Source organism: Aminipila luticellarii, assembly GCF_004103735.1.
GTDB classification, from domain to species: Bacteria; Bacillota; Clostridia; order Peptostreptococcales; family Anaerovoracaceae; genus Aminipila; species Aminipila luticellarii.
Genome location: NZ_CP035281.1, coordinates 1,729,477 through 1,744,294 on the forward strand (window position 1 = coordinate 1,729,477; position 14,818 = coordinate 1,744,294).

The 14,818-nt window shown below is 41.5% G+C and carries 17 protein-coding genes and 1 other annotated feature; of the genes, 2 read left to right on the forward strand and 15 right to left on the reverse strand.

The genetic code is table 11. The features are described 5' to 3' along the window. Positions 1-2: 2 nt before the first annotated feature. The gene (locus EQM06_RS07920) at positions 3-944 is read left to right on the forward strand and encodes a DDE-type integrase/transposase/recombinase (protein ID WP_128745740.1); all 942 of its coding nucleotides are present in this window, start codon (positions 3-5) and stop codon (positions 942-944) included. Positions 945-957: 13 nt separating this feature from the next. Here EQM06_RS07920 and EQM06_RS07925 read toward each other — a convergent pair whose 3' ends face one another. The 15 genes from EQM06_RS07925 to EQM06_RS07985 form a co-directional block, all read right to left on the reverse strand. Beyond that, positions 958-1,224, reverse strand: coding sequence for a putative signal transducing protein (locus EQM06_RS07925; RefSeq protein WP_164914397.1), 267 nt, complete (start codon positions 1,222-1,224; stop codon positions 958-960). Between the two features lie 36 nt (positions 1,225-1,260). Then, positions 1,261-3,225, reverse strand: coding sequence for a threonine--tRNA ligase (gene thrS, locus EQM06_RS07930; protein ID WP_128745821.1), 1,965 nt, complete (start codon positions 3,223-3,225; stop codon positions 1,261-1,263). A gap of 71 nt (positions 3,226-3,296) precedes the next feature. Beyond that, positions 3,297-3,550, reverse strand: a binding site (T-box leader). Between the two features lie 83 nt (positions 3,551-3,633). Further along, positions 3,634-4,575, reverse strand: coding sequence for a DDE-type integrase/transposase/recombinase (locus EQM06_RS07935; protein ID WP_128745740.1), 942 nt, complete (start codon positions 4,573-4,575; stop codon positions 3,634-3,636). A gap of 127 nt (positions 4,576-4,702) precedes the next feature. After that, positions 4,703-5,773 carry a nicotinate-nucleotide--dimethylbenzimidazole phosphoribosyltransferase gene (gene cobT, locus EQM06_RS07940; protein WP_128745822.1) on the reverse strand — a complete coding sequence of 357 codons (1,071 nt, stop codon included), beginning with the start codon at positions 5,771-5,773 and terminating at the stop codon, positions 4,703-4,705. Continuing rightward, complete coding sequence (locus tag EQM06_RS07945) at positions 5,770-6,714, reverse strand: hypothetical protein (RefSeq protein WP_205666532.1); 945 nt, start codon at positions 6,712-6,714, stop codon at positions 5,770-5,772. Before EQM06_RS07945 ends, cobT begins: the two co-directional genes overlap by 4 nt. Then, the gene (locus EQM06_RS07950) at positions 6,692-7,135 is read right to left on the reverse strand and encodes a hypothetical protein (RefSeq protein ID WP_128745824.1); all 444 of its coding nucleotides are present in this window, start codon (positions 7,133-7,135) and stop codon (positions 6,692-6,694) included. Before EQM06_RS07950 ends, EQM06_RS07945 begins: the two co-directional genes overlap by 23 nt. 25 nt (positions 7,136-7,160) lie before the next feature. After that, complete coding sequence (locus EQM06_RS07955; protein ID WP_128745825.1) at positions 7,161-7,565, reverse strand: hypothetical protein; 405 nt, start codon at positions 7,563-7,565, stop codon at positions 7,161-7,163. A 41-nt stretch (positions 7,566-7,606) separates the two neighbouring features. Then, positions 7,607-7,753, reverse strand: a complete 147-nt coding sequence (locus tag EQM06_RS12880) for a hypothetical protein (protein ID WP_164914398.1) — start codon at positions 7,751-7,753, stop codon at positions 7,607-7,609. Then, complete coding sequence (locus tag EQM06_RS12885; RefSeq protein ID WP_164914399.1) at positions 7,750-7,923, reverse strand: hypothetical protein; 174 nt, start codon at positions 7,921-7,923, stop codon at positions 7,750-7,752. The genes EQM06_RS12880 and EQM06_RS12885 overlap by 4 nt, the downstream gene beginning before the upstream one ends. Positions 7,924-7,935: 12 nt before the next feature. After that, complete coding sequence (locus tag EQM06_RS07960; protein ID WP_128745826.1) at positions 7,936-8,529, reverse strand: hypothetical protein; 594 nt, start codon at positions 8,527-8,529, stop codon at positions 7,936-7,938. A gap of 91 nt (positions 8,530-8,620) precedes the next feature. Then, complete coding sequence (locus EQM06_RS07965; RefSeq protein WP_128745827.1) at positions 8,621-9,559, reverse strand: hypothetical protein; 939 nt, start codon at positions 9,557-9,559, stop codon at positions 8,621-8,623. Beyond that, positions 9,531-10,937: a P-loop NTPase family protein gene (locus EQM06_RS07970; RefSeq protein WP_128745828.1), complete on the reverse strand. Its 1,407-nt coding sequence runs from the start codon at positions 10,935-10,937 to the stop codon at positions 9,531-9,533. Before EQM06_RS07970 ends, EQM06_RS07965 begins: the two co-directional genes overlap by 29 nt. After that, positions 10,919-11,698: a hypothetical protein gene (locus EQM06_RS07975; RefSeq protein WP_128745829.1), complete on the reverse strand. Its 780-nt coding sequence runs from the start codon at positions 11,696-11,698 to the stop codon at positions 10,919-10,921. The genes EQM06_RS07970 and EQM06_RS07975 overlap by 19 nt, the downstream gene beginning before the upstream one ends. Next, on the reverse strand, positions 11,695-12,348 hold the full coding sequence (locus tag EQM06_RS07980) for a CpaB family protein (protein WP_128745830.1): 654 nt from the start codon (positions 12,346-12,348) through the stop codon (positions 11,695-11,697). The genes EQM06_RS07975 and EQM06_RS07980 overlap by 4 nt, the downstream gene beginning before the upstream one ends. A 228-nt stretch (positions 12,349-12,576) precedes the next feature. Next, positions 12,577-13,092 carry a nitroreductase gene (locus EQM06_RS07985; protein WP_128745831.1) on the reverse strand — a complete coding sequence of 172 codons (516 nt, stop codon included), beginning with the start codon at positions 13,090-13,092 and terminating at the stop codon, positions 12,577-12,579. A 147-nt stretch (positions 13,093-13,239) separates the two neighbouring features. Between EQM06_RS07985 and EQM06_RS07990 the strand changes: the two genes are divergently transcribed. Beyond that, positions 13,240-14,793: an ABC-F family ATP-binding cassette domain-containing protein gene (locus EQM06_RS07990; RefSeq protein ID WP_128745832.1), complete on the forward strand. Its 1,554-nt coding sequence runs from the start codon at positions 13,240-13,242 to the stop codon at positions 14,791-14,793. The last annotated feature ends 25 nt before the right edge of the window (positions 14,794-14,818 follow it).

Below are 14,818 nucleotides of genomic sequence, written 5' to 3' on the forward strand. Positions count from 1 at the left end.
GTATGGCAAGTATAACACAAGATATGAAATATCGTCTATCCTTAATTAAATATGCTCAAAGATTTGGCGTTACAAAAGCTGCTATCAGATATCATCACAACAGGCAATATATTTATCGTTGGTTGCGTAGATATGATGGTTCTATTGAGTCCCTGAGAGAACTTTCTCGTAAGCCTCATTCCCATAAAAATCAGCATACTGCAAATGAGCTTAAACTCATTCATGATATGCGTCGTAGGAATCCAAATGCAGGTCTTGTTGTCTTTTGGGTCAAACTGCGACAGCGTGGGTATTCCAGATCCATTACTGGGCTTTATCGAGTACTAATCAAGCAATCTTTGATCCCTAAGAAACCTCAGAATCCTAAATATATTGCTAAAAAATATGAGCAAATGGAGTATCCAGGTCAAAGAGTACAAATTGATGTTAAATTTGTTCCATCCTCTTGCCTTGTTGGCGAAGCTTCTGATAAGAAATTCTATCAATATACTGCTATTGATGAATTCTCTCGTTTTAGATATCTTGCTGCTTTTGAGGAACACAGCTCTTATTCTGCTTCTGAATTCCTTAAACAAGTTATTAAAGCTTTCCCATTTAAGATCGAATGTGTTCAGACCGATAATGGACAGGAATTTACAAAACGTCTTGGTACTTCTAAAAATCCAACGTTAACGCTATTCCAACGGACTCTTAAGGAACAAGGTATTATCCATAAAATGATAAGGCCTTATACTCCAAGACATAATGGTAAAGTGGAACGCTCACATCGTAAGGATAATGAATATTTTTATGCGATAGCAAAGTTCTACTCATTCAATGATTTTAAATTACAACTAAAAAAGCATAATGCAAACTACAATAACTTTCCTATGCGCCCTTTGGGCTGGGTTTCCCCAAGAGAAACTCTATTTAATTTTTTGAAGCACGGTGTAACATATGTTTGACAAACCTACACACTTATATATCGGACTCTTCCAGAGGTACAGCCACGATAATATTTTTCGCATCCTCAAGAGTCTCTTCCGGTACATAGATGTCTATGGGAAAAGTACTGTTTGCGCCCAGAGCAATCTCTAAAAAATTGCCTGCCCCCTGATACCGTCTTTCACAGGGAATATCTTCACTTCGGAGCTTGGATTCCAATAAATCTGCGTCAAAACTATCTTTTGCCGTACATAAATAGACTCCGCTGCGCCATTCTTTCTTTTCCTTTTTTTTAAACATCTGTGTCTCCTCCCTTTTCATATAAGGATTGTGATATTATTTTTCCTCTTCCTCCACGTTAATGGGTTTGATTTCCTTTGTCCTGATTTCTTCACAAATTTCATCTATGAACTGCTGAAGCGGCTTCTGTCCTTCATCTCCGTCAAATCGGCTTCTCACAGAAACAACGCCCTCTTCCTCTTCCTTCTGACCTACCACCAGCATATAAGGAACTCGTGCCAGTCTGGTTTCACGAATCTTATATCCAATCTTTTCACTTCTCTCGTCAACGGTTACAAGAACACCATGCTTTTGAAGCTCATCTCGAACCTTTTGAGCATATTCGTGATATTTCTCAGAAATCGGAAGGATACGAACCTGCTCAGGGCACAGCCAGGTTGGGAACTTACCCGCATATTTCTCAATCAGCCATGCAAGAGTTCTTTCATAGCAGCCTAAAGAAGTTCTGTGAATAATATATGGTCTTTTCTTTTCGCCGTCTTTATCCACATACGTCATATCAAATCGTTCCGCTAAGAACATATCAATCTGAATGGTAATCATCGTATCTTCTTTACCGTAAACATTCTTCGCCTGAATGTCCAGTTTAGGTCCGTAGAAGGCAGCCTCTCCTTCTTCTTCCGTAAATTCGATGCCGATATGGTTTAAAATATCTCTCATCATATCCTGCACTTCATTCCACATCTTCTCGTTACCAAGATATTTCTCCTGATTATTCGGATCCCATTTGGACATACGATAGGTTACATCCTTTTCCAGCCCCAAGGTTGTCAAACAATATTTTGCCAAATCCACACAGCCTTTGAATTCTTCTTCAATCTGATCCGGCCTGACTATCAGATGCCCCTCCGAAATGGTGAACTGACGAACACGGGTCAATCCGTGCATTTCACCGGAATCTTCATTTCGGAATAAGGTTGACGTTTCACCGTAACGAAGCGGTAAATCCCTATAGGATTTCGGACTCTGTTTATACACATAATACTGGAACGGACAAGTCATCGGACGAAGAGCAAACACTTCTGCATCTTCATCTTCATCATCCCCGAGGACAAACATACCTTCTTTATAATGTGCCCAATGGTCTGAAATAATATATAATTCTCTCTTGGCCATTAGCGGGGTCTTTGTTCTGAGGTATCCTCTTTTTTCTTCCTCGTCTTCAATCCATCTCTGTAATGTCTGAATCATCTTTGCGCCCTTTGGCAATAACAAAGGAAGTCCCTGTCCGATAACATCTACTGTCGCAAACAGTTCCATTTCCCTGCCCAGCTTATTGTGGTCACGTTTTTTAATGTTTTCCAGATAAACTAAATATTCTTGGAGCTCTTCTTTCTTTGTAAATGCCGTGCCGTAAATTCTGGTAAGCATTTTGTTCTTTTCACTGCCTCTCCAGTATGCACCGGAAGAAGATGTCAGCTTAAACGCCTTAATTGGTTTTGTGGTCATCAGATGAGGTCCTGCACATAAATCTACGAACTCTCCCTGTTTATAGAAGGAAATCACAGCATCCTCCGGTAAATCCTGAATCAGCTCCACCTTATACGGCTCGCCCTTCTCCTCCATCAGCTTGATGGCTTCTTCCCTTGGCAGGGTAAACATTTCAAGAGGCTTCCCCTCTTTGATGATCTTCTTCATTTCTGCTTCTATTTTATCTAAGTCTTCTCTTGAAAAAGGTTCGTGCTCAAAGTCGTAATAATACCCGGTGTCAATAGAAGGCCCAATAGCAAGCTTTGCCTCGGGATATAATCTCTTTACTGCTTCAGCCAGTACGTGAGAACAAGTATGTCTGTAAGCAGCAAGTCCTTTCGGATCATTAGCAGTCAAAATGTTTAATTCACAGTCTTTGTCTATAACGGTTCGTAAGTCTTTTACTTCACCGTTGACCTCTCCTGCACAAGCCATTCTGGCAAGCCCGTCACTAATATCTGCGGCTATGTCAATAATAGCCTTTGCTTCATTGTACTCTTTTACAGAGCCATCTTTTAACGTAATCTTCATTGAACTAATTCCTCCTGTTCCAATTTTTTCATCCAGCAGGCAATAAAAAAATCCCTTCCTGCATGAATGCAGAAAGGGACGAGTTATCTGTTCTCGCGGTTCCACCCTAATTGCTAAGTAATTTCTTATGCATATCTCTAACGGCGAATGCCTCCAGTACATGTCATAAGATTTACAAAACCACTCTTCTTGATTATAACGGAATCACCGGACCGGATTGGGGCCACTCCGAGGTAGTTTTCAAATAGTTCCTATTAAAGCCTTTCAGCAGACGGCTTCTCTCTGTAAATATTTCCTACTTTACTCTTCTCATCAACGTGTTAAAATATTATATTATATTTCATTATATCACTGCGTTTCCTTTTTTCAACCCCTAAATTAAATTTATTTTCTAATATTGTAGGTTTGTCAAACATATGTTACACCGTGCTTCAAAAAATTAAATAGAGTTTCTCTTGGGGAAACCCAGCCCAAAGGGCGCATAGGAAAGTTATTGTAGTTTGCATTATGCTTTTTTAGTTGTAATTTAAAATCATTGAATGAGTAGAACTTTGCTATCGCATAAAAATATTCATTATCCTTACGATGTGAGCGTTCCACTTTACCATTATGTCTTGGAGTATAAGGCCTTATCATTTTATGGATAATACCTTGTTCCTTAAGAGTCCGTTGGAATAGCGTTAACGTTGGATTTTTAGAAGTACCAAGACGTTTTGTAAATTCCTGTCCATTATCGGTCTGAACACATTCGATCTTAAATGGGAAAGCTTTAATAACTTGTTTAAGGAATTCAGAAGCAGAATAAGAGCTGTGTTCCTCAAAAGCAGCAAGATATCTAAAACGAGAGAATTCATCAATAGCAGTATATTGATAGAATTTCTTATCAGAAGCTTCGCCAACAAGGCAAGAGGATGGAACAAATTTAACATCAATTTGTACTCTTTGACCTGGATACTCCATTTGCTCATATTTTTTAGCAATATATTTAGGATTCTGAGGTTTCTTAGGGATCAAAGATTGCTTGATTAGTACTCGATAAAGCCCAGTAATGGATCTGGAATACCCACGCTGTCGCAGTTTGACCCAAAAGACAACAAGACCTGCATTTGGATTCCTACGACGCATATCATGAATGAGTTTAAGCTCATTTGCAGTATGCTGATTTTTATGGGAATGAGGCTTACGAGAAAGTTCTCTCAGGGACTCAATAGAACCATCATATCTACGCAACCAACGATAAATATATTGCCTGTTGTGATGATATCTGATAGCAGCTTTTGTAACGCCAAATCTTTGAGCATATTTAATTAAGGATAGACGATATTTCATATCTTGTGTTATACTTGCCATACGGGAGACCTCCAATTTGTGATGTTTTGGTTTGTGAGGAATTAAGCATAACACAATTTTAGCGTTTCCCGTATTTATTTTTTGTCTTAATGTAACACATGTATTGTAATCCTACACTAAATTAAATTTATTTTCTAATATCAATTCGATAGGAATCATCATATTTTATATCATCAAAGGTGGCCATGTTGTTCATGACCGCACAGGCTGCCGATATAATATGAAAAGCCAGCGCACATCCCGTGCCTTCACCCAGCCTCATGTCCATTTCCAGGATGGGTTCCATTCCAAGCTCTTTAAAAATCAAATCGTAAACCGGCTCCTGCGATTTATGACTGGAAAAAATAAAGTCCTTCACCAGAGGATTCATCTGGGCTGCCACATAGGCGGACAACGCCGATATGACCCCGTCGATAACAATCGGAGCTCTGAAATATGCTGCGCCTAAAAAGCACCCGGCCATGCCGGCAATATCCAGCCCGCCGACCTTCGCCACTACATCAATCGGATCCTTCGAATTGGGATGATTTAACTGGAGCGCATGGGAAATTACCTGTTTTTTATGTACAAGAGCTTCATCTGTAAGTCCGCCGCCCTTACCCACCGCATTCTCGGCAGATTCTCCTGTCATAGCCATAAATACGGCACTGGTAGAACTGGTGTTCCCAATGCCCATTTCTCCTGTTCCGATAAGCTGATACCCTTCTGAAACAGCCAACTCCACCATTTCAATTCCTACCTCCATAGCTTTTATGGCTTCCTCACGGCTCATCGCCGGTCCTTTTGCGAAATTATCCGTTCCATATTTGATTTTTCTATTGTAGACCTTGTCGTTATTGTAATCAGACATAATACCTATATCCACAACTTTTATATCAGCGCCTGCATGTGCGGATAAGACGCCCATGCCGCAAATTCCCTTTGTCATATTCATTCCCTGAATCAGCGTGATATCCTGCGGTGAACCCGCCACCCCTTCCTCACATATCCCGTTGTCGGCTACCATGACAATGGAACATTTTTTCTCTACTTGATTCTTGACCTTCCCTGTGATTCCTGCCATTTTAACAGCCATGGTCTCCAGCTTCCCCAGACTGCCCAAAGGCTTGATCAGACCGTCCATGTGCTTCTGTGCTTCTTCTAAAGCTTCCTGATCTGCTCCCTTTATTCCTTTTAAAACTTCATCTAATGTTTTCATCTGCTTTCCTCCTTAAGATCCGGATCAATTCCGTATATCTGTACCACTTCAAAGACGTCACTTTCGGCAATATCCGCCGGAGTTACGACAATACCTCCATTGCTGTCCACATCATAGCCGAATTGTTTAAATATATACCAGATCAAATGCGAGCAGTGGGTCTTGTGAATTTTTCTATCCTGTATATTCGACATGGATGGGAAGAGTCCATAATCAATATTCAAACAGTTTCCTTCAGCATATTCAGACATCAATCTGCCCAGTTCTGCCTGAGTATACCCTTTTGATTCAGCAGCTTCCTTCGATATCCGCAAGTGAACAAGGGTCGGGCAGGAACGCCATTTACCCGTGGTCTGATATTCTGTCGGTTCCCCCAGATAAAGAGCCTCTATAGTTTCAGCTTCTTCGCCTTTCGCCGGCTTACTCACCACAATGGCACAGTGTCCATGCCGATATCCCAACGTATGGGCTGAGAAATTTATAAGAATATCTCCCGGTTCTAAATCCACAAGCTCAAGTCCCTTTAGGAGATGCCCATTTTTATCCCGCATCCGCTCATTGTATGTCAACAATCCTATTTTAGCACAGGTATAAGGATAACCGTCAAAAAATATTTTTTGATAAGCTTTAATTTCGCTTTCATAATCCTTACTGTTTTCAATCAGATAATCCACCGCCGGCTTTCCCAGCCCTGTCTGTTTAAAAATTTCCTCATACTCGGTTTCAGTCAATTCCGGCTTTTCTTCCTGTTCTTCCCCAAACTTTCCCGTTGTTCTTATGACCTCAAAAATGTCATCCAGTGTAACTCTTTTATAATCCGGTTTATAGACAGGATGCCGCTCCACTGCCCAAGCGGCACTCCAAAAAATAAAAAGGACGGCCATCGCACCGACTGCCGTCCGCATAAAAGCGTGCGTTCTATTTTCCCTCTGGCAATTCATATCGTGCTCTTCTTTCCAAGCTCATCACCTCTATAAAAGGTACCCGGAATAAATCCGCCGTATCCACATGAATTTGTACTGTGACCGCCGGTATTTTATCCGTGTTGTCTGGGGAATATCCCATCTCATCATCTTCGAATACCGCCGTATAAAAGGCCCTTCCCTGTGACAAAGCTTTTGAATTTCTTTTTATGTATGCCAGATAACTTTTAATATATCCGTCTGCCTGCTCATAATCGAACACAACTGTTCCCCTGGAATAGGCTTCTTCCTGCAAGAACAAGGACGCTCCCGCCGCACATTCTTCGGCGGCTTCCTTTAGAAGCAGCTGTTCCTGCCCATAGGCTCCCAAGTCACCCTGAAATACAATGGCGGAAACACTCACCAGCAAGATTCCCAGAAACACAATAAACACTTTCATATTTTACCCACCTAAAAAACTTCTATTAAACTTTTTCACTGGCGGTATAGCTTTCTATAACATAGTCATAGCTATTGTCTTTATCGGAAATACCATACACCTTATGCGCCGCCATCAATTCATCCATCTTTACAGTAACCTTATAATAAATGAGCCGCCCTTCTCCGCTGCTGTACCGATACTTTACCTGATCCCCCGTTTCAATACGTATTTTATCCGGAGTAATTCCTGTAAGCCTTGTAATATCCTCTTTTAGTTTTTCCTTGATTCCTTTGGTGAAGTATCCTTCCTGCTTGGCCTCCTCTTTTGCTGCATAGACAGAGGCCTGAATAATGGATGTGACCTGACTGTTTTTTTGATCCAATCCCATTTGCAGCATAAAGAGGATCAATATGGGCAGTACACCCATCAATACGATAAATTGTTTCATAGTATATCACTTTCCCCAATACGCTATTTTCCCGCTTTTTTCTAAGGGGAATAGGTTCTGATTTCCGCACCCTGTACCCAAACCTCTTGCAGCGCCGAATAAATACTTTCCTGCCCATTTCCCGCTATCATGTTAAAAATATAGATCCCCAGCATGACCATGCTGATCAAAACCACATACTGTTTCATGGTTGTCTGCTTTGTCCATTGCTGACAGAGGTCATGTTGTTTGATATGTTGGTAATGGCTTTACTGGTTTTTTCTCCGATTCCTTCTACGTCATCCTGAAACCCCATAACAATTCCCGCAATAAAAATTCCAAGCGCAATAAATGCGGCTAAAACTATAATTTGTTTCATTCAATATCCTCCTTAAAAAAGCATTTGTAACACTTCTTTTTGATTAATAAAATACCCCACATAAATAAAGTTAATAAAAATGAAAACCACATTGATGATTACCGGAAAATATAACATATCGCTGATGATTTCATCCTTTTTCCGCTGCTGCGTCATTCTTATTTCCTTTATACTTCTCTGATGCGACAACAGGATTTCAGAGAGTTCAAGGGGATTCACCTCGTCCCACCGCAGTAACAGTCCCGCAAATTCTTTTCCTACGGGAGTTTCCAAATGATCTGCCATGATTTTCTGAGCTTCCTCTCTTTTATTCACTCTTAAAAGACTCAACATCCTAATATAAACTTCCTGTAGAACCCCATCTCTGTCCGCAAGCTGCTCTATTATAAAATCCGTACCTACCTGTTTCCCCCTGTCTATGGAAATAATATTTCTTAAAAAAGATATGGCCTCATAAATCTCCTTATCTGCAAGCTGTTCCTTCCTTCTTCGCTTCCATGCTCCCAGTCTGCGATTCCAGTTCCCGTTTAGGCTCCATTCCTGAACCGATTTTCGCAGATCTCTTATTGTTCCCCTTTTCAAATAAGTTTTTTCCCGGTATAACATGAAATAACCTCCTGCACTGAACAAAGCTATGATCAGTGCGTAAAATGCATATTGAATCACTCACTCCCTCCATTTTCCACATGGTTTTGCTCTAATAATCAAATTTTTGTCTGCTGATTATCTCAATTATTGCAATATTCATCAGAAACATCATGCTGCTCAGCGTGAAGAATAGAAAGCCTTCTTTTGTAAACAGCTGATTCTGCAAATAATTTTTCATGCTGATTCCTATATATTTGAGAGATATAACTACTGTAAAAACATATAGGAGCGGAATCATATAGACCACAATTCGGATGGCTTCCGAGTTCAATCTTTTCCTCTCTTCTAAAAGAACTCTCGCATCCCGCAGCTGAACCAAAATATCCTCTATGGCTACAGAAACATCTATACCTTTTTCCGCCGCCAGACGGATGTTATAAGCAAACATTCTGCTCCAATTCGTGTTGATGACCTTGGCAAATTTATCACTGGCCTGTTTTATTTCTTTTTGATTTCCGGCATTTCTGAGCTCTAACAGCATTTTTAATACAAAAGAATTGCTGGATCTTGTATTCTTACTTTCCTGAAGAAGCTTTTCCAGAGCCTCATATACATTAAAATTAGCAATCCGGTATTGATTTAAAAAATTGCCGATGAGCATCTCCCCCTCAAAGCTGCTTTTTCTTCGGATTCCTTCAAATCGTATCCGCAAGATCAAATAAGGTGCCAATGCCACAGCTGCGGCCAGAGCCATTGCACTGAATATGGGGAGATTACGGCTGGCTACGCAGGTTACGGTCACATAAAGGACAGCCATGAATACCATCAGATAGATTCCCTTGATATTTAATGTCGTTTTTACCATACAGTCTATGTGCTTTTCCAGGGCGGAAGGCTCCTTTAGCTGTCTTTTTCTTTCCCTGAGCCGGTGTCTCATCTTTAATTTTTCCATGAAATTCAGAAAATCTGTTTTATAAGCAACCAGAATCCCTGCCGCAAATACAAGAGATATACCGGTCTCAATTAAACTGTTTATGATTTGTTTCACAATGCGTCCCTCCTGTCCCCCAAGGATTTTTGCGAGCCAGCCCTTCTAAAATCTGTGAAAAGCGCTGAAAGCTTTCCAGATTTTCTTCTTCCCCCGCTGCGGCTTTGCCCTTTCCGATTTTATACCGCCAGCTCCAACTATCTGTAGCGTAATGATAGGCACAAATCTGCGTTATGGTGATTTCATCCGTCTCCTTATCCAAAGCTATTTCATAAATGCCTTTCAGCCGTTTCTGGCTTTTATCTCTTAATTGAACAAAGTGGAAAATGTAATCAAAGCTGTCTGCTGTTCTTTTTGCAATGAGCTTCATATCACCTCCCAGGCTCAGCACAATTTCAGCGGCTACGTCATACGGAAAATTCATGGGGTTTCTTTCGTGAAAGGTCACTTTTAGCCGTCTTGTCCCCTTACTGGCGATGCGGAGCACCGTATCCAGTGCAAGCCCGTCTCTGGCCTCCGCCATGATCAGATAATCGGCATCGCTTCGGAGCAGATGCTTTATGACCGTTTTTAGCTTATCCTCTTTTGCCAGTATTTGAACAATCGGTGCCTTCGGAATTAATTGATGCAGACTGATCTCCGGATCCGTTTCCAGCATGACCCCTTCCAGGCTTTCATCTTCATAACTCTGTAATGTTGCCAGAAAAGATGTTTTTCCGCTTTTCATAGCTCCCGTAACGGCTACCGAATAGCCTAGCCGGACAATCTCCTTAAAAAGCGGAATACTGTCCCACGGAATGGTTCCCCGCTTTGCCTGCTCTTCAAAGGTATACTCCGGTATGATATATCTTCTGAAAATAATCACATCCTGCCCTGCCTTTACGGAGGTTCCTCTGAATACGGTTATTCTGGTTCCGTCCAGCGTATACAGCTCGTGAAAATCCTTATCTGGGCGCTCTTCGGGCGTCAAAAGGAGAAAAGCTCTAATCAGCTGTTCCCGCCGTTCCTGTGAAATGGTCTGAGGCTTCAATATCATTTTCCCACTTTCCTGAAAATAAATCCGTTCCCCGATGACCTTGCAGGAACTGCTTTGGGCATACTCTGCCGAAAACCATTCGGCAATCCCTGCCAGTCCCCAATTTTCATGATATACGGCTTCTTCAAGGCTCTTGTACCATGGGGGATATTCCGTTTCCTCCGCGTGATGCTTCTTTACATAATATTTTATTTTATTTTTGAAATACAGCACCTCTTTTTCAAAACCTATAATGGCATTTTTCTGTATGGAAAGCATCCGCTGTATATCTTTGTTATCCTCCTCCCATTCCTGCTGAAATTCTAAATTGATAAGCTTGCATAAGGTATCAAAATGGAACAGGCTCTTAAATTTCCTCTCTGCCTCTTGGACTAGGAACTGATCTAAATAAAATTTTTCCATCGCTTATGTTTCCTTTGTATTTTTATGGAGGGCAGCCCTACCGCCTCAGATATATCGTTCGCGACAGCGGAAATATCCGCCTGATAGCATGGGGTCTTACATTCCATCAGCGTTTTATGCTCCCGTTCCGCCTGCCGCTCAGAGGACGCTGCTTGAACCGTATAAGCCTTCTCTCTCTGTAAACGGAGCCTTTCTAAAATGTAGGGGAGCGTATAGGGATCATCTGCATAAAACTTGTTTATAATGAACCCATCGAACCTGATTCCGGCCTTCTCAAACAAAGGGCTCATTTTTTCATACCGGCTCAAATTGGATTCCAGTTGATCCAGGATCAAATACCGCTTCGCAGCAGCGGACATTCCCCCCAAAGCCAGCCCGTTATCCAGTTCATTCCCCGTATCTGCTATGATGATTTCAAAGCTGTCCGCCACCGATTCCAATAAATACGTTGCCGAGTCCGGAAAGTAGTACCGCTCTTCCTGCTCGTGAACAGGGCCTGCCAGTATATGCAAATTTCTTTCATGTTTGCAGTCTCTCACAAAATCTCTGCTCATAAGCAATTTGCTGTCCAACTGTAGTTTAAACTCATCGATAGTTTTAACTTCTCCCTTTATAAACTCACTGCTTTTTCTTCCGTTTAAGGCGATAAATAAAACATTGATGTCGCGGTTTTGGGAAGCAATCAGCTGTGCTGTAGACTGGGCTATCATTGTCACACCTGATTTATGATCTGCACCGTGAAAAACAAACAGGTTCTTCATATCACATTTTCTCCTTTCTGTATAATCAAAAATTTCATTCCCTGCCCTTCTGCCAGTTCCCGGATCTTTTGATAGTCTTTCAGAGAAGCAATAATTTCTACGTGGGATATGACCGAGCTGCTGAAATTTCGCTGTAAAATCTCATCACTGATATTTTCTTCCGTACCAATGACCTCCTGTTCATTGGAATCCTTCACATAAGCAACCTGAAAGGTTCCAACGTATAGTCGTCCGGTGTCATCAAACATATCTATCACGTCGCCTTTTCTAAGAGAACTGCTCCTGCTGTCAATCCAACTATCCTTAATGGAAAAAATTGAAGCTCCTTCCAATAACAGCTTATTTCTTTTAATGAACATATCCGGAATAACCTGAGCCAGCTTTGGAATATCTTGATGGGCTACCAATCCTTTTATTCTGTAAAAATCCTGTGGAGTTATGGCTCCGGGAACGGTACTCTCCGGAATGTTTTTTATTTCCATAAAATCCTTTGCCCGTATAACGGTTCCCCTTTCAATGCTTTCTTTTGCAACCATTACGCTGTCCATGACCATCTGCTCCCTTCCGGACTTTTCCCACCATATCATGGCCAGTATAGACAGTATAATTAACATAATTCCCAATAAGGGCCGAATAATCTTTCGCTTCATGGACTCCTCCTGATTTATAATTTACATTTTTTTACATTCGATTTATCTTTATTATATATGTTTAGCGGCTTTTGTCAACCATTTTTTTACATAAATTACATATTTTATATTTATTGCTTAAAAAAAAGACCTAAAATAAAGTTACCTTTGTACAAAAGCACTTGTAACTCCATTTTAGGTCCTTTGATACCGAAATATTGTTCTTTATGATTCTGTCATTTCTATTTTTTACACTCTTATAACAAAATCGCTCTTTCTTGGTTTTGCTGAACCCGTATCTTGTTCATACCCCAAGATACAATGCCCTATGCCGACATAGTCTTCTCCTAGTCCCCAGACTTTTAGCAGTTCTTTTCCCTCCGGGCTTTCAAATTCTTCTTTAGCACGGTGTATCCAACAGGAGCCGATACCGATTGCATGTGCGGCATTCATCAGATTTCCAAGTACAAGGCTTCCATCCTCCACATAGGTTACCGTTTTTCTGTCTGCAAGGACAATGATCACCGTAGGGGCTCCATAAAAAGGATCCATATCCACACCTGCAATTTGTGCGTTCATTTTAGAAAGTTTCCGGATGATCTCCCGGTTTTGTACTGCCACTATGACCGGTGACTGGGCGCCCATACCACTGGGTGCATACGTACCGGCCTCCAGTATTTCATTCAGTTCTTCCTCTTTTATCTGCTCTACCCGGTATTTTCTGCAGCTTCTTCTGGTTTTTAGATCTTGTAAGGTCGACTTCATTTCTTATCCCCTCCTTCAATTCATATTCATTTATAGTATATCACATAAATAGAATTATTAGCATTGACTTTTAGCTGTTTTGCCCATAAAATAATATGAGTTCGCCATGTTGTTCATGGCTGAATCTTAAAAAGAATGGAGTTCATTATGAGTTTATTAATAGTAGAAAATGTATCCCACGGCTTTGGCGGCAGAACCATATTAGAAGATGCTTCTTTTCGCCTGCTGAAAGGAGAGCACGTCGGTCTAATCGGAGCTAACGGAGAGGGAAAGTCCACCTTTCTAAACATTATCATTGGAAATATACAGCCGGATGAAGGAAAAGTGGAATGGTCAAAAAACGTTACAGTGGGCTATCTGGATCAGCACTCTTCGCTGAAATCAGGCATGACGATCCGGGATGTCCTTCGGGAGGCTTTCAAAAATATGTTCGAGCTGGAGAAAAAGATGCTTTCCATGTACGATCAGATGGCGGATGAAAATGCCGACGTAGATGCCTTGATGGAAGAAGCAGGGGAAATACAGCAAATTTTAGACCACAGCGGTTTTTACACCATCGATGCTAAAATCAACGAAATAGCCGGAGGCCTGGGTCTGGCTTCCATCGGATTGGACAAGGATGTCTCCGAGCTCTCCGGTGGGCAGAGGACCAAGGTTCTGCTAACAAAGCTTTTATTAGAAGACCCTTCTATTCTCCTGCTGGACGAACCCACCAACTATTTAGATTTTGAACATATCGAATGGCTGAAAAGATACCTTCAGGAATATGAAAATGCCTTTATTTTGATTTCTCACGATGTGGAATTCCTGAATTCTGTGGTAAATGTGATTTATCACGTCAATAACGGGGAATTGACCCGATATACCGGTGACTACGATAATTTCCTTCACATGCATGAGATCAAGCAAAAACAGCAGGAGCGGGCATACGAACGTCAACAGGCTGAAATTGAACGAATGGAGGATTTTATCGCCAGAAACAAGGCTCGGGTTGCCACCAGAGGCATGGCAAACAGCCGTCAGAAAATGCTGGATCGAATCGAAGTGATTGAAAAGCCCCGGGAAAAACCGAAGCCGTCTTTTCAGTTCAGGGAAGCCAGAACCCCCAGCAGATATCTGGTTCAGACAAAAGATCTTATCCTTGGTTACAGCGAGCCTCTTACCAAGCCTCTGAACTTTGAAATAGAACGGGGTATGAAGCTGGCTATTACCGGAACAAACGGCCTTGGAAAGACCACGCTCTTGAAAACGATTTTAGGTAAGATCAAGGCATTGGGAGGAACCGCTGAGCTGGGTGATTACCTTGCTCCCGGCTATTTTGAGCAGGAAGCGGGAAGAGACAGTGAAATCACCGCTCTGGACTATATCTGGAGCAAGTTTCCTTCCTATACAAACGGAGAAGTCCGTGCTGCTCTGGCAAAATGCGGATTGACCACAGAGCACATCACTAGTCAGATGCGAGTCCTGAGCGGCGGAGAAAATGCCAAAGTACGTCTCTGCGAACTCATGCAAAAGGAAGCCAACTGGTTAATTTTGGATGAGCCGACAAATCATTTAGATGTGGAAGCCAAGGAGGAGCTGAAAAAGGCTTTAATGGAATATAAAGGCTCGATCCTTCTGGTCTGTCATGAGCCCCTGTTTTATGAGGATTGGGTGACCGACGTATGGAATGTGGAGGATTGGACATTAAAAATCGTATAATGGATAACTTTTCCTGCACCTACGA